14 protein-coding genes are annotated in these 19861 nt (G+C 64.8%); 7 read left to right on the top strand and 7 right to left on the bottom strand.

Features of this window, described 5'->3' with window-relative positions:
- Window positions 1–2: 2 nt before the first annotated feature.
- The 4 genes from MJ606_RS15465 to glk form a co-directional block, all read right to left on the bottom strand.
- The gene (locus tag MJ606_RS15465) at window positions 3–2288 is read right to left on the bottom strand and encodes a family 20 glycosylhydrolase (protein WP_243050442.1); all 2286 of its coding nucleotides are present in this window, start codon (window positions 2286–2288) and stop codon (window positions 3–5) included.
- 76 nt (window positions 2289–2364) lie between these two features.
- Window positions 2365–3399, bottom strand: coding sequence for a cupin-like domain-containing protein (locus MJ606_RS15460; RefSeq protein ID WP_243050441.1), 1035 nt, complete (start codon window positions 3397–3399; stop codon window positions 2365–2367).
- A gap of 199 nt (window positions 3400–3598) precedes the next feature.
- Window positions 3599–6556, bottom strand: a complete 2958-nt coding sequence (locus MJ606_RS15455; protein ID WP_243050440.1) for a TonB-dependent receptor — start codon at window positions 6554–6556, stop codon at window positions 3599–3601.
- 83 nt (window positions 6557–6639) lie between these two features.
- Window positions 6640–7674 (bottom strand): glucokinase, encoded by a 1035-nt coding sequence (gene glk, locus MJ606_RS15450; RefSeq protein WP_243050439.1) that lies wholly within the window; start codon window positions 7672–7674, stop codon window positions 6640–6642.
- Window positions 7675–8367: 693 nt separating this feature from the next.
- Here glk and MJ606_RS15445 point away from each other — a divergent pair.
- A complete protein-coding gene (locus MJ606_RS15445) occupies window positions 8368–8850 on the top strand; it encodes a hypothetical protein (RefSeq protein ID WP_243050438.1) in 483 nt (160 codons plus the stop codon).
- Between the two features lie 60 nt (window positions 8851–8910).
- Here MJ606_RS15445 and MJ606_RS15440 read toward each other — a convergent pair whose 3' ends face one another.
- Window positions 8911–9555, bottom strand: a complete 645-nt coding sequence (locus tag MJ606_RS15440; RefSeq protein WP_243050437.1) for a hypothetical protein — start codon at window positions 9553–9555, stop codon at window positions 8911–8913.
- A 119-nt stretch (window positions 9556–9674) separates the two neighbouring features.
- Between MJ606_RS15440 and MJ606_RS15435 the strand changes: the two genes are divergently transcribed.
- Window positions 9675–10004 carry a hypothetical protein gene (locus MJ606_RS15435; protein ID WP_243050436.1) on the top strand — a complete coding sequence of 110 codons (330 nt, stop codon included), beginning with the start codon at window positions 9675–9677 and terminating at the stop codon, window positions 10002–10004.
- A gap of 23 nt (window positions 10005–10027) precedes the next feature.
- Here MJ606_RS15435 and MJ606_RS15430 read toward each other — a convergent pair whose 3' ends face one another.
- Window positions 10028–10615, bottom strand: coding sequence for an ester cyclase (locus MJ606_RS15430; RefSeq protein WP_243050435.1), 588 nt, complete (start codon window positions 10613–10615; stop codon window positions 10028–10030).
- 433 nt (window positions 10616–11048) lie between these two features.
- On the opposite strand from MJ606_RS15430, the gene MJ606_RS15425 reads away from it, so the two are divergent.
- The 5 genes from MJ606_RS15425 (at window position 11049) to MJ606_RS15405 (ending at window position 17910) form a co-directional block, all read left to right on the top strand.
- Window positions 11049–12335 carry a sugar MFS transporter gene (locus MJ606_RS15425; protein WP_243050434.1) on the top strand — a complete coding sequence of 429 codons (1287 nt, stop codon included), beginning with the start codon at window positions 11049–11051 and terminating at the stop codon, window positions 12333–12335.
- Window positions 12336–12414: 79 nt separating this feature from the next.
- Window positions 12415–13467, top strand: coding sequence for a LacI family DNA-binding transcriptional regulator (locus MJ606_RS15420; protein WP_243050433.1), 1053 nt, complete (start codon window positions 12415–12417; stop codon window positions 13465–13467).
- A 46-nt stretch (window positions 13468–13513) separates the two neighbouring features.
- Window positions 13514–14554 carry an SIS domain-containing protein gene (locus MJ606_RS15415; protein WP_243050583.1) on the top strand — a complete coding sequence of 347 codons (1041 nt, stop codon included), beginning with the start codon at window positions 13514–13516 and terminating at the stop codon, window positions 14552–14554.
- A complete protein-coding gene (gene nagA / locus MJ606_RS15410) occupies window positions 14554–15714 on the top strand; it encodes an N-acetylglucosamine-6-phosphate deacetylase (protein ID WP_243050432.1) in 1161 nt (386 codons plus the stop codon). Before MJ606_RS15415 ends, nagA begins: the two co-directional genes overlap by 1 nt.
- Before the next feature lie 213 nt (window positions 15715–15927).
- Window positions 15928–17910: an alkaline phosphatase family protein gene (locus MJ606_RS15405; protein WP_243050431.1), complete on the top strand. Its 1983-nt coding sequence runs from the start codon at window positions 15928–15930 to the stop codon at window positions 17908–17910.
- 58 nt (window positions 17911–17968) lie between these two features.
- Here MJ606_RS15405 and MJ606_RS15400 read toward each other — a convergent pair whose 3' ends face one another.
- A complete protein-coding gene (locus MJ606_RS15400; protein ID WP_243050430.1) occupies window positions 17969–19612 on the bottom strand; it encodes an alkaline phosphatase family protein in 1644 nt (547 codons plus the stop codon).
- Window positions 19613–19861: the final 249 nt, after the last annotated feature.

The raw sequence follows: 19861 nt of genomic DNA, 5'->3' as shown, positions 1-19861 counted from the left end.
GTTCACGGCGCGAGCTTGGCGGAAAGCAGGGACACAGCACCAACGCCGTAGATCGGACCGCTGATCGGTGAGGTGAACACCAGGCAGAGATCGTGCACACCCGCCTGCCTGGCCAGCGCGCCTTGCAACGTAAAGCGGGCCGGGCCGTCCTTGGGCAACGGCAACGTGGCCAGCGTCCTGCCCTGGCAGTTGTCCAGGCGCACCACCAGTTCGCCCTGGGGCGTGGCGGCCTGGTGCTCCTTCACCAGCTTGGCCTCATGCGCCAACTGATAGTTGCGCGGCAGGCGTGCCGCGTCCACGCGGATCGCCTCGATGCCATCGAGTTTGGCCGCGCGATACAGGCGGCAGTTGTCGAATACATTGATGAGGTAGCTGGGCGCCAGCGTGGTCGCATCGGGCGTGGGCTGCACGCGCAGGCGGAAATCGCTGCCCGGGCAGTTCTCCAGCTCGCCCGTGCTGCGGGTGCGCAGTGATGCCACATCCAATACGCGTTCGCGCGGTGCGGCCAACAGCGATCCATCGGCGGCGGTCGCCACCGCCTTGATCGTCACCGGCAAGCTCACACGCAAAGGCGTCACGTAGAGCGGCGAGCTGGCGTCGGGCGTGCTGCCATCGGTGGTGTAGTGCAGGCTTCCATAGTTGGCCTGATTGTCCAGCGTCACCGTGGCCTGGCCGCTGCTGATCGCCGCATTGCGATCCACCACGATGTTCGCCGCGAAGGCGCTGTCGGCATAAGCAATATCCTGCGCTCGATAGCGTGCCAGCTGGGCCGGCAACCGATCGAGGAAGCCATGCCAGTCATGTGCGGATACCGGCGTCCACGCGGCCTCGGCCAGCGCGTCCATGCGTGGGAATACGGCGTGCTCGATATGGCGCAGGGTCGGCATGTGCTCGGTCCACATGTTGGCCTGCATGCCCAGCACGTGTTTGGCCTGCGCGGCATCCAACACCTTCGGCACGGCCTCGAACGTGTAGAAGCTTTCCAGCGACGTCGACGGCAGGCGGCCGGTGGTTTCGTCGGCGCGGTCGCTTTGCATCTGGTCGAGGTAAAGCTGCGGCGCGGGCGACAGCACCACATCGTGGCCCTGCCTGGCCGCATCGATGGCGCCTTGCGTGCCGCGCCACGACATCACCGTGGCGCTGGCCGGCAGGCCGCCCTCCAGGATTTCGTCCCAGCCGATCAGGCGGCGCCCATGCGCGGCGAGGTACTGGCCCATCTGGCCGATGAACCAGCTTTGCAGGGCGTTCTCGTCCTTCAACTTAAGCGCATGCATGCGCGCCTGCACGGCAGCCGATGCCTTCCACTGGTCTTTCACCGCCTCGTCGCCGCCCACATGGATGTAGGTCGATGGGAACAGCGCCATCACTTCGTCGAGCACGTTCTGCAGGAAGTGCAAGGTGTTGTCGTCGACGTTGTACAGGTAAGGATTCACGCCCCAGTCGGGCGATACCGGCGGTCGCTGGCCGGTGACGCCCAGTGCCGGATACGACGCCACCGCGGCCTGGGCGTGGCCGGGCATATCGAGCTCCGGCACTACGGTGATGTGGCGCTCGGCGGCATAGGCGACGATGGCGCGGATCTCGTCCTGCGTATAGAAGCCGCCGTAGCGCTGGGGCTCGCCATCCTCTCCCGCATCGGGCGGCGTGCGCCACGCGCCGATACGGGTCAGATCCGGATAGCGCTTGATTTCGATGCGCCAACCCTGGTCATCGGTGAGATGCCAGTGCAGCACGTTGAGCTTGTGCTGGGCCATCTGGTCGATGAGCGTGCGCACTTCATCGGGCGCCTGGAAATGACGGGCGGAGTCGAGCATGAAGCCACGCCACGCGAAGCGCGGCTCGTCGCGGATATGCACGGCGGGCACCTGCACGTCGCCCGTGCCGTGCGCGGGTGTCATCAACTGCCACGCCGTGATGGCGCCGTAGAAAAGGCCCGCCTCTTCCCGCGCCACCACGCGAATGCCCTGCGGCGTCACGTCGAGCGTATAGCCTTCCGCATGGATCACCGGCGCCTGCGGGTCGCGCGTGAGCACGATGGCGGCGCCAGCGACCGGCCCGTCCTTCACTTGCAGCGGCAGATGGCGCGTGCGCGCGGTCAAATCCGCCAGGTAATCGGCCGTGCGGCGCGCCGCCCCATCGCCGGCATCCACTACGATCGGCGTGTTGGCGGCCACGGTGAAGCCATCGCCGGCGACGGTGACCTGCGCCGGCATGGGAAGCAATGGCAGGGCGGCCGCATGAGCCGCCCCGGCCAGGGCAAGACAGAAGATGAAACCGATGGTTTTCACGAATCCAATTCCTCGTGGATGCTTTGGCGAGCGAGCTGACGAATCCTTCATCACCGCGTTCGCGCGACGCCGAGTTTCAAAGATGGGCGCGCGCGCCTTGCTTTAACAGCTCCACGCTTTCGGGCGTGAGCGGGCCCAGCACACCGCGATGGGACTCGGGAATATGCGCCGCGGCATCCCCGTCGGCGAAGACATAGTGGTCAAGCAGGTTTCGCCAGTTGGCCCGCTCGTTGGGCGGCAAGGCGCGGAAGGCGAGCAGACAATGGTACAGGGCAGCCCTTGCATGGCCGGGGTGATATCCGGCGACATCGACCGTGGCCCACCAGTAGTTCACCAAGGCATTGAGCTGTTCGAGCGATTCGACGTTGTGCCACCACAGCGGCGGCATGTAGATCGCATCACCCGGATGCAATTCGGCCACCTGCGCGGCGGCCAGTGCGATTTTCAGGCGCGGATAGCGCGGATCGTCCGGCCGGTCCAGGCGGGCCATGCTGATCGCGGCGCCGGTTGGCGCGTAGTCCAGCGGGCCAATGTAGAGATTGGGCAACTGCTCCGGCGGAAACAGCGTAAAGCGACGCACTCCGCACACCACGCAGGCGATGTTGTGCTGCGAATCGAAATGCGTGGGCGTGGTCACGCGGTTGCCCATCCACAGGCGCGGCTCTACACCAGGATCGAGGAACGGCAAGGAGTGTTCTGCCAGGAACCCCGGTAGGCAGTCGCGGATCACGGCACTCTGGATCACCAGGCCGGGCGCATTCGGACGCCTGCTGTACTTCGCCAGGCGTTGCAGCCCCAGCGTCACCGGCACCTTGAAGTGCTGGTAGCTGAAGCCGCTCATGTCGGGCGTGTAGCCGATCATGCCATCGGCCTCCGGAGCGATCATCAGCGTGCTGACATCGCCGCCGTTGTCCCATTGGGCCATGCCTTGCGCAAAGGCGGTGTCCGACTCCAGCGCCAGCTTCACCACGGGCCAGTCGCGCACCAGGCCACGGATCACCAGGGGGCGAGCGCGACCGATGAGATCTTCCAGGCCCAACGGGCGGCCGGGCACCGCATGGTATTCCTCGATGGCGGCAGGTGCGGGAACCGCATCGGCATATTCGCTCATGAACAACCCTCCGCAATGCGGTCCTCATGCTGCATCATTTCAACGCCATCGGACAAACCAGCAAGCCTGATATGAAAACTGCGATGCCGGCGGACCCGACATCGCAGCGGATGACATCTCAGCGCTTGCCTGTATTCCCCAATGTCCCGGGAAAAAGCGGACCTGGCAAGCGTGCCAGGTCCTTGGGGAGGAAGAAGGCTTAGAGCTTGAAGGTTGCCGTCAGGTAGTACTGGCGACCGTTCACGTAAAACGCTTCAGGTACCTTGCCGAAGCCCAGACCGGCCTGGTAGCCATAGTCGTAGTAGCGCAGCTTCGGATTGTTGAGGTTCATCGCATCGAAGGCAAAACTCACGTGATCGTTGAGCTTGTAGCCTGCCGAGAACGAAAGGTAACCCTGGCCCGCCTGGAAGTACGGCTCCAGTGGCACGTTGCCCGTGGCTACCACTTCCATGCCGTCGTAGAACGCCGAGCGATAGGTGTAGTTGATGCGCGCATTCCAGTGGGCGTCCTCGAAGAAGGCCGAGAAGTTTGCCGTGTTCTTGGAGTTGCCGATCAGTGGACGACTACCTGCGGCCAAGTTGTTTGCTGGCGTGCCATCCGAGTTGTACAGCAGCGAACCACCTTCCTCATGGCCATTGGTATAGGTGTAGTTCGCCTGGATGCCAAAGTTCTCGCCAATCGGCTGGATGTAGTTCAGCTCCACACCCTTGATGGTGCCGTTTACGTTGACCGGGATGCTAACCAGGTAGTTGCTGTAGATCGGCGCCGAGGTTGGGTTGGTCGTCGGGTTATACGTCAGGTAGTTGTTGAGGTACGTCCGCGAGACCGTACCGTAGTCGTAGTAGTTATGCAGGTCCATGCCAAACACGCTGGCCGACAACAGGCCACGCGGGGCGAAGTACCACTCCAACGCTGCGTCGAAGTTGGTGGAGATAAGCGGCTTCAGCTCGGGATTGCTGCCGCTGCCGCCACCAAGCGTACCCACATCATGCGGGTCGGCGAGGTTCACCGGGCCGGCCAGCTGGCTGTAGTCCTGGCGGGTCAGGGTCTGCGAGGCCGCGAAGCGGGCAAGCAGGTCGCCGGCATCATCGAGATTGAACTTCAGGTTGAAGCTCGGCAGCAACTTGCCGTAGATCTTGTGGTAGGTGTTCCAGTAGTACGGCCCCCACGCCGAACCTTCGATCGGGCCGCTGTAATCGGATTCCAGCGCCGAGGGACTAGTGTAGGAGATGTTTTCACGCGTGGTGACGTAGCGGAAGCCAGCATTGCCGCTCCAGCGATCGGACGAGAAATTCACCTGCAGATAGGCAGCCGTGTTGTGTTCGTTCACCGCATACAGCTGGTTCCAGTCATTGCGCACGACAGGATCGCGATAGGCATAGAGCGAGTTCAGGTAGGCCAGCTGGCCCGGCGTCCAAGTCCAAATATTGCTCGGCACCTGGCCTACACCAAGGTCACTGGCGAAGCTGCTGGGGTAACTGCCGCCGGCCGGAGTGCCATATACCGCCGGATCATACGCCGAGGTAGCCGGCGCCGTGCAGTAATACGGTGTGGCGCCCCAATTGAGGTTGGTCCCGTCGCTGCATCCGGGCGACTGGCCGATCGCGGTCAAGCTTTCGCGAGTATGGTTGGAGTAACGGGCGCCAAACATCAGCGAAGACAGCGGGCCTGCATTGTCGAAGTCGAATTCGCCATCGGCCTGGAACCACTGTTCCTTGTCGACCACGTGGATATCCTGGTCGCCGAAAATCCAGCTGAAATTGTTGGCCGCAGTGTTTGCGTTGTTCACGCCGCCGAGCATCCAGTTGGCAGGCGAGCCGGTGCCGTTGAGGCCGTAACTGGCGGCCTGGCCGCTACCGGTGTTGAGCTCCATCACGTCCTGCTCGGGCGTGTTGCCGGTGCCGCGCGTGGTACCACCCTGGAACTTGAAGCTCAGGTCCGGATTGACCTTCCAGTCCGCATCGAGGGTGACGTAATAGCTCGACTCGGACTCGCCCGGACGTGAGATCTGGTCATAGACGCCCGGAGTGGAGCCGGCCACACCGGGGATCGCCGCGCTGGTGAGCACGTTGTTCTGCACCGTGTAGGAGGAAAGCGACGTCGCAGCCGGCAGGTGGCTGTAGTTGTACAACATGTAGTTGTAGTTGACGTCGGTCGCATTCAACTTCGAATAGAAGCCATTGAGGTTAAACGACAGGTTATCGAGCGGCTTCCACTCCAGGTCGACGTTGCCGCCCTTGCGCTTGCGTGTCTGCTCAAACAGTGCGGCGCCCGGCAGGTTCGGAAAGTACTTGCCGGCCAGGTTCGGATAGGCCGTGGCCAGCGCCGAAGTCGCCGGGATATACGAATAGCCCAGCATTTCCTGGCCATCGCGCTGCAGGGCACGCTCTTCATAGAAGCCCTGCAGCATCACGCCAAAGGTGTTGTCGCTGTTTTTCCAGTTGACTAGGCCATTGAACTGCGGCTTGGTGGTTCCAGGAAGGTCGGCATACACGCCACCAACCGAAGCTTCGGCAGAGAGCGGCTTGTCGAACTCCAGCGGCTTGCGCGTGACGATGTTGACCGTACCTGCGGCGCCACCCTCCTGCAAACGGGCTTCGGAGGACTTGTACACCTCCACCTGACTCACCACTTCGGCAGGCAACATGCTATAGCTGACACTGCGGCCGCTGTTATCGTTGAGCACGAACCAGTCGCCCGAACTGATTGAGTGGCCGTTCACCGTAGTCAGGGTTAGGGAGGGCGCGCTGCCGCGAAGGCTGACGCGATCGGCTTCGTCGAAGCCCCCCTCAGAGCCGGCGGCATCGGATATGTTCACACCAGGCAGCTGGGCCAGCGTGTCGGCGACGTTCTTGGCTGGCAGCTTGCCCACATCCTCGGAGGTGATCACTTCAATATGCGAGTCGGCGGCCTTTTTGAGATTCAGTGACGCGGCCTGCGAGTCACGGATGCCGACGACGGTGACCGTCCCCAGTTGTTTCGCCTTGGTCTTGTCGGCAGTAGCTGAGTTCTGGCCTGTCGTATCCTGGGCATTGTCCTGCCCGTTGGTGGCCGGACCCGACTGCGGGGCTTGGGCATTGTCTGCGGCGTACACGGCGCCGGAAAGACACAAGCCCGCGATGATGCTTGCTGCTAGCAGAGTCTTGCGATGTGACATGGTTTCCTCCCCTCGAAGGCGTTTCTGCAGCCAATGGATGTGGGTCGACGGGCTGCGGCGTGGCTGGTGGGCTTGCGCCCGGTTCAATGCGACGGTGTTACGACGTTCTCCCCCGGTCTTGCGTACTGCTTGTCCAGGTACAGGCCGGCCGCGCCGATCACGCCAAGCTGGCCGTGCTCCATCAACCGGACGGGTACCTGATTCAGAAAGGCGCGCATGACGCCCTTGTTGAAAAAGCGCTGGCGGAAACTGCTGGCCAGCAGCGTGTCGCGGATCTGCGGCAGGATGCCTCCCGCCAGGAACACGCCCCCGCGCGCGCCATAGAGCAACACCAGGTCACCCACGAAGCTGCCGAGCAGGCCGCAAAACACATCCAGCGCCTCTACCGCCGCCGCGTCGCTGCGTGACAACGCGGCCTGCGTGACCTGGCTGGGCAGTTCCAGCACGGCCGACTGCGCATTGAGCGCGCAGATCGCGCGATACAGGTTGAGCAGGCCAGGCCCCGATAAGGCGTGCTCGAACGACACATAGGCGCGGTCGCGCGACAGGTGGCGAAGGATCTCGATCTCGCGATCGTTGCCCGGCGCCAACGCGATCTGTCCGGCCTCGGTGGCCAGCACGGTGGCATGCGGATGGCCCGGCAGCAGCACTGCCGAGCCCAGCCCGGTCCCCGGCCCCATCACCAGCACCGGGCCTTCCGCGGGTGGTGCGCCGGTCTCGATCACTGGCGTGGTGTCGGCCTGGCCGAGGAACTGCGTGGCATAAGCCACCGCCTCGAAGTCGTTCACCACGGCCAGTTGCGCGATACCCAGGCTGTCGCGAATGTCGCGGATGGACACCGGCCAGGGCAGGTTGTCATTGACGATGGCATCGCCCAGTACGTAACCGGCACTGGCCACGGCACAACGATCGACCTGCACCGAGCGCCCGAGTTGATCGACGAAATCCTTCAGTACAGCCGTGAGGCTGGGCCAGTCGGCGCAGGCATAACGGTGGTACTGCAATACCGTTACCGGCCGCGCACCATCCGGCTGCTGGCTTACCAGGCCGATACGCGCATGCGTGCCCCCGACATCCGCCGCAAGAAACAGGGTTTCTTGCGGCGAGGACTCACGCATGCCGTGGCTCATCCCTTCCCCCACAGCCATCCCCTCGTCGCTTTTACGTTACGGTCATGTGACGTTTGACTGAATTTGGCCGGAGTCTGGTAATGACTGACAACGTTGTCAATATCCCGCGCCAGCGCAGCGCCCAAGCGGGATGCGGCGGAGCAACAACGGCATCCGGAAGGGCTTGGGCAGAACACCCATATGTGATTGATATACATGTATTTACATGCTTAACGTCGCCCGCCTGGAAACGCCTTTTAAGGTGCCGCGGTGCGCCACGAGCGGCGGCCGGCCGAAGGCCATTGGTGGTCACGGACAGGCTAGGCATGGGTGGTTTTTCGGCCAGTTTTGGCCTTGGATCACCCCTTCATCGATAGAAATTGACAACGTTGCTAAACCGCGAAGCGGCGTGGCCCTGAGCGCAACCGGCCGATCAGCGGGCGCAACCCCAAGCGCGCGACCACGTCCGCCGGACCGCCTGGATACCGACTGCATTTTCCGCAACGGCCTGGTCACGCACGATGCCGATCACTGGCCGGCGCAAGCCGCGCCAGCCATCGCAAATGACCACACGCTCATCCACGGGCTACGGGAAATGCTTCGACTCGTTGGCTATGCTCGACCATGGGGTGTCCACTTCAATGCCTGGAATGGACTTGGCATGTAGACGCCAGGGCGAATCATCTGATCCTTGGGAGGACGATGACTACCGTGATCCATGTTGCGCCTGTCTTTCTCGCACTCGCGCTGGCTGCTTCCACAGCAGGCGCCACGTGTTGGCAGCCTGGTGTCGGTGCACCAGCCGTCACCCGGCATCCCTCCGTTGCCGAGGAATACCAGCAGGCCCAGTTCGTCGTCATCGGGCGGGCCGTGCGCGAACGGAATGTTTTCAGCGTGGCGGATACCGACGACTACGACTGGACGGTCTACGACGTGGAGGTGATGAAAGCATTCAAGGGAAATCCGCCCCATATCATCCACTTGTTGTCGGAAAACTCGTCGGCTCGATTCCCCATGGATACCGGCAAGAGCTACCTGCTCTTCATCACCCACATGCCCATGGTGGAGCGCGAAGGTGACGAGACGCTTCCCGCGGATTTTGTCGACAACTGCGGCCATTCGAGCGCGATGGAAGCCGCCGGGGAAAACCTCACCACCGTTTCGCGGCTATCGGAAGGACACTAGGGAAAGCAAGCAGGGGCGCGCGAGTGTGATGGGTGACGGGATAACCGACCGCTCCGACGCTCAGGTGCACCTACCCGGAATCGCCGTGCTTGCCAGCGCGGCGGGCCGGTCCGCATAGAGCAAGACCCACCGACGAAGGATGCGGCGCATCCCACATCGCCCGACCGCCACATCGTCGAGCTCAATGGCCAGATTGGGCGGTTCAAATCCGCTGGCCAGCAGGACATCCTTTCGATCCAGTCCATGCGCACGCATCCATGCATGCCGGGATCCCTGGATCGGCACGATGCAACGGATCGCCTCCCTGGGAATCACGCCGGCATGACGGGCGCCACCTCCCATCCACAGCGCATCGTCGGCCAGCACATGCGGGATGGAACGGGCCACGCTGCGGGCGGCGACGGCCCAGCCCAGGGTCAGCAGGCCCAATGCCAGAACCACCGCGTGAACCAGGGTCGGATGAGCCGCATGGCTTATGGCCACCACGGCAAACGACAATGGAATGTCACCCAACAGGCTGACAAGCACGATAGGCACCAGGATGCCCGATACGGGACCGCTGGCCGTGAAGTAACGCTCGCCGGCAGGATAGGACGCCGCAATGAGCGCGCTCGGGCGAGGGCGTCGAAGCAGGATGGCAGCACATTCTCGCCAGAGATTGGGAACTTGTGGCATCGGAAATGGACTGAGTGATGGCCCGGCCATCTTATCCGGCCAGTCCCTTCATTCCCCACCCCGCGTCGCTGATCGTGTTGACGAACAGCCACCCGCGGACCACTCTCTCGCCCTAGCCGGCTTTGCCCGGCGTTGCCCCTGGAACTGTCATGAATCGTCGTGTGCTGGTCGCCTGCCTGCTGCTTGCATCCGCTGGCTCGGCCCTTGGGCAGGCCGCGTCCACCAGTGCGCCAACCGCGCCGCCTTCACCGGCTCAACAATGCGAGCGGTCGGCCGGGATGGTGAAGTCCATCGCCAGCAGCCGCGACAGCGGCATCAGCGAAGAGCAATACATCACCAAGCTGCGTGCCTCGGGTTTCGACATCGACTCCAATGGCCCCATGCGTACGCTGATCCATGCGATCTACGGCAATGGCCGTACGCCGGACGAGTCCGCGCAGGACTACCTGGCGCAGTGCAAGGCCCACGCAGCGGGTTGAACTTAGACAGCGAGATTGCCCGATCAGGCCTTCGGCGTGATGCCGAGCTGGCGATCCACGGTGAGCTGGTCCCAATAAATGGAAACGTGTGTGATCCGGTGGTCAGGCGCGTACTGGATCAGCATGACGCCGGGATGGTCAAAGGCGCGCCCGTTGCCCGGAGTGATCTTGCCCGTCGCAGGGTCGATGAACGGGCCTGACCAGGTGCCCGTGACCCGCTCGACCGAAACGGCGGCGAGCCCTTCGACCACGGCCTGTTTCACTTCGATATGGAAATCCGGATAAGCGCGAAAGATCATGCTGAAGAATGCCCGCGTGCCGTTGTAATCGAGCGGCTTGGGGTTCTCCGGCTGGTCGATCTGGATGTCGGGCGCGAACAGCGACATCACCTGATCGATGTCGTGGCTGTTCCACGCCTTCGCCCAATGGTCGACATCGGCATGCGTGATCGGCGAGTCCGACGCCGCCACGGAAACGACACAGATCATCGAGAGCAAGGCTGCGGCTGTTCGTTTCATCATAAAGTCAGTCCCTGGGAGACGGTGAAACCGATAGGTCCATGCCGGCAAATCGACACCGGTATCCACTGGCGGCGCATGCGGATCAGGCATGGTCCAATCTAGGCGCCGCCGCGCCGCTCCGTCCATCCTCTTATGGGTAATCGCGACCCCGTTTTGGCCGGATTCCAGCAGTCAATGATAACGTTGTCATTCAAGCGGTTCTTTATCCGGAACATGTGTTTGGCGCATCACCAGAAACACAGGTGACGGTATCCAGGCCGCACCCCTTGTGCGACGCAACATATTGCCACGGATGATTTTTTACTTTCATTACGGCCCTTGCCAAGCGCTTCCGGAGGCACTCCTCGCTACACCAACGGTCCCTTTTTCATGGGTTTTCCGCACGTCGTTCCGTTGCCGTTCGATGGCCTCACTATGGCAAAATTTGACAACGTTGCTAGTTAGCGTCGATAAAAGGTCATTCGGGGAATCGGGCTGCATCGGCCCATCAGTCAGCGGCCAGCCGCGGGGAGCTCCAACATCCATGTCGTCCACAACGCTTGCCGCCGGCGAGACACGCGCTTCCAGCGTGGTGCCGATGCTGATCATCGGTGTCCTGTTCTTCATCTTTGGCTTCGTGACATGGCTCAACGGGCCGCTGATCACGTTCGTGAAACTGGCCTTCAACGTGGATGATGTTTCCGCGTTCCTGGTGCCATTGGTGTTCTACTTCTCGTACTTCTTCCTGGCGATCCCGTCGTCGAGCGTGCTCCGCCGCACGGGCATGAAGAAAGGCATGGGCCTGGGCCTGTTCGTGATGGCTATCGGCGCCGTGCTGTTCGGCCAGTTCGTCAGCATGCGCATCTTCTATCCCGCGCTGGTCGGCCTGTTCGTGATCGGCGCGGGGCTGGCCTTGCTGCAGACGGCGTCCAATCCGTACATCAGCATTCTCGGCCCCATCGACAGCGCCGCGCAGCGCATCGCTTTCATGGGCATCTGCAACAAGGTGGCCGGCGCGCTGGCACCGTTCGTGTTCGGCGCGCTGGTGCTTTCGGGCATCGACACCTTCGACCAGCAGGTCAAGGCCGCGCCATCGGCGGAGGCGCGCGAGGCGCTGCTCAATGCGTTTGCCGCCAAGATCCATCTGCCGTACATGATCATGGCCGGCCTGCTGGTGCTGCTGGCGATCTGGGTGGTTCGCTCGCCGCTGCCGGAGATCAGGCCGTCGGGCGCCAATAGCGAGTCCGGCATCGGTCATGCCAAGGGCGGCATCTTCAGCTTTCCGCACCTGTGGCTGGGCGTGCTGTGCCTGTTTCTTTACGTGGGCGTGGAAGTGATGGCCGGGGATGCCATCGGCACCTATGGCCAGGGTTTCGGCCTGCCGCTGGAGGAGACCAAGCACTTCACCTCCTACACCTTGATAGCCATGCTCGCGGGCTATCTCGCCGGCCTGGTGCTGATTCCCCGCTTTATCTCGCAGCAGAGCTACCTGGCGGTATCGGCGGTGCTGGGCGTGTTGTTCACACTGGGCGCGTACTTCACCCAGGGCCATGTCTCGGTCGGCTTTGTCGCTGCCCTGGGCTTTGCCAACGCCATGATGTGGCCGGCGATCTTCCCGCTGGCCATCCACGGCCTGGGCCGCCTGACCGAACGCGGCTCGGCGCTGCTGATCATGGCCATCGTGGGCGGCGCCCTGGTACCCCAGCTGTTCGTGCACCTGAAACAGCATTTCAACTTCCAGCTGGTATTCATGGCGCTGATGGTGCCCTGCTACCTGTACATCCTGTACTACGGCGTGAAGGGCCACCGCGTGGGCCAGCGCGCGTCCTGACCGGGCGGCGCGAGGTTTCGCGCCGCCTGTCGCGTTCCACTGGGCTACGATGCCCATCCCGTCCTGCCGGAGTCTCCCGTTGCGCAACCCCACCATCAAGGATGTCGCCAAACGTTCGGGCGTTTCGCTCAAGACCGTCTCGCGCGTCATCAACCGGGAAGCCTCGGTCCGATCCGATACGCGCGAAAAGGTCGAGCGCGCCATCGAAGCGCTGGGCTACCAGCCCAACCCGTCCGCGCGTGGCCTGCGCAGCACGCATGCCTATGCGATCGGCCTGGTCTACGACAATCCCAACGCGCACTACGTCATCAGCATGCAGGACGGCGTACTGTCGGCCTGCCGCGAGCGCGGCTTCGGCCTGCTGATCCACCCCTGCGACTCCTCCTCGCCCGACCTGGCCGACGAACTGTGCGCGCTGGTCGAGCGCAATCGCCTCGCCGGCCTGGTGCTGGCGCCGCCGATGTCCGAGCAGGACGACTTGATCGCCAAGCTGAGCGCCAATGACATCAGCTTCGTGCGCATCATTTCCTCGCGCGAGGATCCTCACGACGGCGCGCCCTGCGTCTACATCGACGACCGCAGCGCGGCGTATGCCATCACCGAGCACCTGATCCAGCTGGGCCACCAGCGCATCGGCTTCCTGTGGGGCGAACCGCATCACCGTTCCAGCCCGGAGCGCTACCAGGGCTATGCCGACGCGCTGAAGGATTACGGCCTGCCGCTGGACAAGAAACTGGTGCTGCCCGGCCGCTACGCGTTCGACGATGGTTTCCGCGGCGCACGCAAGCTGCTGGCGCTGAAGGACCCGCCGACCGCGATCTTCGGCAGCAACGACGAGATCGCCGCCGGCGTGCTGGCCGCCGCCCGTTCCAGCGGACTGGACGTGCCGTGGAACCTGTCCATCGCCGGTTTCGAGGACAGTCCGTTCTCCAAGCAGGCCTGGCCGGCGCTGACCACGGCGCGCCAGTCCACCAGCGACATCGCCCGCCACGCCGCCCTGCAGCTGATGGCCGAACTGCAACGCAAGGCCGGCGTCGCCGTGGAGATGCCGCACAGCGAATGTTTTGTTCCCGAACTGGTCGTGCGCGGCTCCACCGCGCCGCCACCAACCCCGGCGCCCCGCAAAAGCTGAGGTCGCGCACCTTGGCCCTGCGGTGCGCCCACGCATGCCACCGAGAGTGACGATGAAAGAAGCCAGCTCCACCCTGATGTACCGCGAAGCCCACGAGTCGGCCGCCGTGGTCGAGCGCCAGCTGCGCGAGAACGCGCCGATCCTGAAGTCGCTCGGCGAGTTCCTGCGCGCGAATCCTCCGCGCTTCATCGTCACCTGTGCGCGCGGCAGTTCCGACCATGCAGCCGCCTACGCCAAGTACGTGTTCGAGACGCGGCTGGGGCTGATCACCGCGTCGGCGTCGCCGTCGATCTCGTCCATCTACGACGCCGACCTGCACCTCGATGGCGCGCTGTTCGTGGCCATTTCGCAATCGGGCAAGAGCCCCGACCTGCTGCGCAGCGCGCAGGCCGCCAAGGATGCCGGCGCCCATGTGGTCGCGCTGGTCAACGTCGAGGATTCGCCGCTGGCCAGGCTGGCCGACACCTTCGTGCCGCTGCGCGCCGGCCCCGAGCTGAGCGTCGCCGCCACCAAGAGCTACCTCGCCACGCTGGCGGCGATCCTGCAGCTCACCGCGCACTGGAGCAACGATGAAACGCTGCATGCCGCCGTGGCCCGCCTGCCCGACGACCTGCGACGCGGCTGGGACTCGGACTGGCGCGCGCTCACCGATGGCCTGCGCGGCGCCACCAACCTGTTCGTCGTGGGGCGTGGCTACGGCTTCGGCGCGGCGCTGGAAGCGGCACTCAAGCTCAAGGAAACCTGCGGCTTGCACGCCGAAGCGTTCAGCGCGGCCGAAGTGAAGCACGGCCCGATGGCGCTGGTAGGCGATGGTTTCCCGGTGCTGTTCTTCGCCCAGGACGACGGCACGCTCGACAGCACGCTGGCGGTGGCGCGCGAGTTCCGCGCCCGCGGCGCCCGCGTGTTCATCGCCGCGCCGGACAGCAACGAGCCGGGCACGCTGCCACTGCCCGCCAACATCGCGCCGATCGTGGCACCGCTGCTCGCCGTGCAGAGCTTCTATCGCGCGGCCAGCGCGCTGTCGCTGGCGCGCGGCTTCGACCCCGATGTACCGCCGCATCTGCGCAAGGTGACGGAGACGATGTAATGACCACCCCGCAAGCACTTATCGCGCTGACCAACGGCCGCGTGCTCACCGACCACGGCCCGCAGGACGGGCTGGTGGTGCTGGTGCGCGGCGAACGCATCGAAGCCATCACGCACGCGGACGATCCGCGCGTGGCTCACGCACAAGCGCACGACCTCAAGGGGCGCCTGCTGCTGCCCGGCTTCATCGATGTGCAGGTCAACGGCGGCGGCGGCGTGCTGTTCAACGCCGAGCCCACCGTGGAGGCGCTCGCCACCATCAGCGCCGCGCACCGCAAGTTCGGCACTACCGGCTTCCTGCCCACGCTGATCACCGACACCGCCGGGGTGATGCGCAAGGCGCTCGACGCCGTGGATGCCGCCATCGAGCAAGGCGTGCCGGGCGTGCTCGGCATCCATCTGGAAGGTCCCTTCCTGGCCACCGCGCGCAAGGGCATCCACGATGCCAGCCTGTTCCGCCTGCCCGATGCCGACGACATCGCCGCCATCACGCGCCACCGCCGTGGCGTGGTGATGCTGACGCTGGCCGTCGAGGAAGTGCCGCTGGACACCATCCGCCAGCTCAGCGAGGCCGGCGTGCTGGTGGTGGCCGGCCACACTGCCGCCAACTACGCCGCCACGCGCGCGGCGCTCGATGCGGGCGTGTGCGGCTTCACCCATCTGTACAACGCGATGACCCCGCTGGGCAGTCGCGAGCCGGGCGTGGTCGGTGCGGCGCTGGACGATCCACACAGCTGGTGCGGCCTGATCGTCGATGGCCACCACGTGCACCCGGTGGCGCTGCGCGTGGCCATCGCCGCCAAGGCGCGCGGCAAGAGCGTGCTGGTGACCGACGCGATGCCGCCGGTGGGCGCCGCCAGCCCCGAATACGTGCTCAACGGCCAGACCATCGTCGCGCGCGACGGCATCTGCCAGAGCGACGCCGGCGTGCTGGCCGGCTCCGCGCTGGACATGGCCACCGGCGTGCGCAACCTGGTCAACCTGGTCGGCCTGCCGCTGGCCGAAGCCTCGCGCATGGCCAGCGCGTATCCCGCCGCCTGGCTGGGCCTGGATCGCACGCAGGGGCGCCTGGTGGCAGGGCAGCGCGCGGATTTCGCCGTGCTGGACGACGCCCTGGTGACGCATGAGACCTGGGTCGGCGGCGTGCGCTACGACGTTTGAGCTTGGCTTTCTCCCCCCCTAGGCGTCGAATCTCGGCCACGCATTCCCTAAGCCCATCGTCATTCCCGCGAAAGCGGGAATGACGAACAAAAAAAGCCTAGCTGAGATTTGACGCCCATCAGGCCCCAGGGAGAGAGGAAGCAGAGCCGACACCAGACTGCAACATCGGCGCCCCAGCATGCGCGGTTCGCTTGCGTCCATCGAGGTCCGTGCATGTCCCGTCCGTTTTCCCGCGCCCTGCGCCACGCCGCCAGCGCGGCCCTGCTCGCCGCCCTGTCGATACCCGGCGCGTTTGCCGCCACCGCGCCGCATCGGGTGATCCTGTTCGTATGGGATGGCATGCGCCCGGACGCGGTGAGCGCCGAGGACACGCCCAACCTGCTCGCGCTGGCCCAGCGCGGCAGCTGGTTCGACGACAACCACGCCACCTACCCGACCTTCACCATGGCGAATGCCTCCAGCTTTGCCACCGGCGCCTTCCCCGGCACCATCGGCTTCTACGGCAACCGCTTCTGGGCGCCGGGCGGCAGCGTGCACGACGCCAAGGGTCAGGCCGCCGATCTGCAGAACCCCATCTACACCGAAGACTACGCGGTGCTGCGCGGCCTCGACGCGCACTACGGCCACGCCTTGCTGGAACTGCCCACGCTGTTCGATGCCGCGCACAAGGCGGGGCTGAAAACCGCCATCGTGGGCAAGTCCGGCCCGGCCTTCCTGCAGGACTACAAGCTCGCCAATGACGCCAGCCAGGGCGTGATGCTGGACGAGAACACCGCGCTGCCGCTGAGCTTTGCCAGGGAATTGCAACAGGCCGGCTATCCGCTGCCGGCACACACGGCCAATACCTATGACGCCAGCCAGCTCAGCCTGCGCGAGGACAACGATTCGCCCACCGAACAGGGCAAGCTGCAGACGCTGAAGGATGGCGTCAGTTCCGATGCCACCGCCGGCACCGATACGCCGCCGGCCGCCGCCAACGCGTGGATGATGAAGGTGTACCTGGAGGAGATCCTGCCACGCCATCGCCCGGACCTGAGCGTGGTGTGGCTGCGCAACCCCGATACCACGCAGCACCTCTACGGCGTGGGCTCGCCCGAGTTCCATCTGGCGCTGAAGGCGCAGGACGCATTGCTCGGCGAGCTGGAGGCGAAGCTCAAGGCGCTGGGCATGGATCAGGACACCGACATCGTCATCGTGTCCGATCACGCGCACAGCAATGTCGCGGGGCCGCGCGAGCTGTTCCCGCTACGGCAGATCAACGACGGCCGCGTGGCCGGCGTCGACAGCGAATGGGGTTATTCGGTGTCCGGCGGCGTGCGCCTGGCCGATCAGCTCACCCGCGCCGGCTTCACCGCCTTCGACGGCTTCGGTTGCATCTACGCGCCGGTGATGAGCGGCGTGCGCGCCGATGGCACGCCGCTGCTGCCCACGCGCTATGACGATGACGGCCGCCTGTGCGGCAAACCCGGTCCGTACACCACGCCCAGCTACAAGGTGCCCGACGCATTGCCCAAGGGGGCGCTGGTGATCGCCCCGAACGGCGGCACCGAATACCTCTACCAACCCGAGCACAGTGCCGACGTGGTGAAGCGCACCGTGCGCTGGCTGCAGTCGCGCGACTACGTGGGCGCCATCTTCGTGGCCAAGCGCTACGGCAACATCCCCGGCACGCTGCCGGCGGAAAACGTGCACCTGGAAAACGCGCAACGCGGCCCGGACATCATCATCAGCTACGCCTGGGATGCCGAGGCGGTGGTGCAGGGTTTCCGCGGCACCGAATACAACAGCCTGTCCAACGAACGTGGCACCCATGGCAGCTTCAGCCCCATCGACGTGCACAACACCCTGCTGGCCGCTGGCCCGGATTTCCGCAGCGCCTTCCGCGACAGCCTGCCCAGCGGCAATGTGGACGTGGCGCCCACCATCGCCGCCCTGCTCGACCTGCCGCTGACGCGCGCGCAGGGTCGCGTGTTGCACGAGGCGCTGAATGGCACGCTGGCGAAACCGCTGGAGGCCTATCAGGTGAAGCCCGCCGCACTGCATCCGGCGACGCCGGCCACCGGCCTGGCGGTGCAGCGCGTCGACGGCAGCCGCACGCCGGCCACGCAGTACAGCTTCGTGGTGCAGCTCAAGCAGCTGCAGGCGGATGGCCAGACGTATACCTATTTCGACTTCGCCAAGCCCGAGCGCCAGTAGCCACTCCCCGCAATTCTCCCTCCCCTGCCCGCAGGGGAGGGCTGGGGAGGGGCAAGGATTATTCGTACACGTGCAACCGATCAAAGATCCACGCGTGGTACGACTTCACCAGCTCCGGCTGCGCGCAGTCCGTGTACAGCCCATGGCAGCGCGTGCGCAGCGCAATCGCCGCGGAGAAATATGGATCGGTCGGCAGGTCGGCCGCCTGCAGCACCATGCTCGGCAGCAGCGCGATGTCGAGCATCGGGTAGCGCGGCAGCGGCGCGCCCGTGAAGTTGCTCTTGATCATGTAGTAGGTGAGGTAGTCCTTGTAGGACTCCAGTTCCGACGACCAGGTACGCGGCATCTCGCGGATCAGGCCGCTGAAGGACGGCTGGTGGTCGCCAAAGTGCACCAGCACGGTGGGCTGGCCGCGATCGAGGAAATCGTGCTCAAGCCCACGCATCGCCGCATCGGAGTCATGCAGGCGCGCCAGGTAGGTATCGAAGTTGAGCGACTCGGCCGCCGGCAGGCCCTTGAGCAGCCCCTTGTTGAACGGCGCCTTCAGCGACGACAGCGGGTCGGTGTCGTGCGGGCCGTGCTGGGCCAGGGTAAGGATCATCACGAACACCGGCTGGCCCGGCTTCTTCACCTTGTCGTAGATGCGCTTGGCGGCGGCGAACATCTGCGCGTCGGTTTCCTCCCATTCGTCCAGGCCCAGCTGACCGGCGTCGTAGAACTGGTCGAAGCCATACGCGGTATAGGCGTTGCGGCCATTGAGGAAGCTGCCGTTGGTCGGGTAGATCGCCACCGTGAGATAACCCAGGCGCTGCAGCTGGCGGGGCAGGCTGTCCTGCACGTGCGGCGCCAGCACGTAGGGCGCGTACATGCCGCCCGGGCCGAAGATGTCCTGCGGCATGCCGGTGAGCGTGGCGAATTCGCTTACCCAGGTGCCTCCGCCGAAGGTATGCACGCGCATCGGGCCGGTGGCGCGGGTGCGCGCATCGGTCCTGAACATGCCCACGCGGCACTCGGGAATGGTGCACTGGGTGAAGTTGGACGGGTTGAAGGTGCTTTCCTCCAGCACCTGCACGATATCGGGATATGAATCCGGCGCACGCGGCGTGGCGGCGGGCTCGCCGGCCGCCGTGGCGCCCCACTCCTGCTCGGCCACGGCGTCGTCGCTCATCTCCGGCAGGCGGATGTCCGAGTCGCTGAAGTTGACGAAGAAGTTGGTGATCTGGGCATCGTCGGAGAGTTTCTCCCACACGTTGCGCGCATGCACTTCCGCGAACGGACCATTCGGCAGCAGGCACACCCAGAACGCCAGCGCCCACAGCGCCACGCCGCCGATGCGCGTCACCAGCGCGCGGCTCGGGCTCAGGTGCGCCAGCACGCGACGATCCCAGCGCCAGATGGCCCACAACGCCAAGGGCGTCACCACGCCCACCACCAGGCCCAGCCCGTAAAGGTGCGGATAGTGGCCAAGCGTTTCCAGCAGGCTGCTGCGTGCGTAGTACACGAAGTCCGCCGGCATCAGCGGCGAATCGAGATAGCGCAGCTTGAGCACCGACAGGAAGTTCAGCCCGAGGAACAGTCCCCCGCTCACCACCAGCGCCGTGGCCGGTCGGGCAAAGGCAAACAGCAGCACGCCGAAGGCGCACACCATCAGGGCGATCACGAAAGCCTGTTGCAGCACATCGGGCTCGCGCAACGCGGTCATGCTTATGCAGAACAGGAAGAATCCTGCCGCGCATAGCCATGCCGCACTTTTCCGCACGAACCGTAGCGGTTGTCGTGGCATAAACGGAGAGGCCCCCTGTTTGGCCCGGATGTCATCGTGGCGCAATTCTACGGACTTGCCGGCGTCACAGACACAATGGCCGGCAACGGCCAAACGGCGGTGCCAAGCGGTTCAGCCGGGGTTTCGCCGGCAAGCCGACATGCCGATCTGCTAGCTTGCGTCCCTTGC

This window comes from Dyella sp. RRB7 (assembly GCF_022761115.1).
Lineage (GTDB): Bacteria > Pseudomonadota > Gammaproteobacteria > Xanthomonadales > Rhodanobacteraceae > Dyella.
The sequence above is the reverse complement of the archived record's forward strand: the minus strand, read 5'-3'. Positions and strand labels throughout refer to the sequence as shown.

Excerpts from the sequence above, each read along its gene's own strand:
- MJ606_RS15425 (WP_243050434.1), top strand. The coding sequence starts at position 11,049 with ATGTCGTCCACAACGCTTGCCGCCGGCGAGACACGCGCTTCCAGCGTG.
- MJ606_RS15455 (WP_243050440.1), bottom strand. The coding sequence starts at position 6,556 with ATGTCACATCGCAAGACTCTGCTAGCAGCAAGCATCATCGCGGGCTTG.
- MJ606_RS15430 (WP_243050435.1), bottom strand. The coding sequence starts at position 10,615 with ATGCCTGATCCGCATGCGCCGCCAGTGGATACCGGTGTCGATTTGCCG.
- MJ606_RS15445 (WP_243050438.1), top strand. The coding sequence starts at position 8,368 with ATGACTACCGTGATCCATGTTGCGCCTGTCTTTCTCGCACTCGCGCTG.
- MJ606_RS15440 (WP_243050437.1), bottom strand. The coding sequence starts at position 9,555 with ATGGCCGGGCCATCACTCAGTCCATTTCCGATGCCACAAGTTCCCAAT.
- MJ606_RS15400 (WP_243050430.1), bottom strand. The coding sequence starts at position 19,612 with ATGACCGCGTTGCGCGAGCCCGATGTGCTGCAACAGGCTTTCGTGATC.
- nagA (WP_243050432.1), top strand. The coding sequence starts at position 14,554 with ATGACCACCCCGCAAGCACTTATCGCGCTGACCAACGGCCGCGTGCTC.
- glk (WP_243050439.1), bottom strand. The coding sequence starts at position 7,674 with ATGCGTGAGTCCTCGCCGCAAGAAACCCTGTTTCTTGCGGCGGATGTC.
- MJ606_RS15435 (WP_243050436.1), top strand. The coding sequence starts at position 9,675 with ATGAATCGTCGTGTGCTGGTCGCCTGCCTGCTGCTTGCATCCGCTGGC.
- MJ606_RS15405 (WP_243050431.1), top strand. The coding sequence starts at position 15,928 with ATGTCCCGTCCGTTTTCCCGCGCCCTGCGCCACGCCGCCAGCGCGGCC.
- MJ606_RS15460 (WP_243050441.1), bottom strand. The coding sequence starts at position 3,399 with ATGAGCGAATATGCCGATGCGGTTCCCGCACCTGCCGCCATCGAGGAA.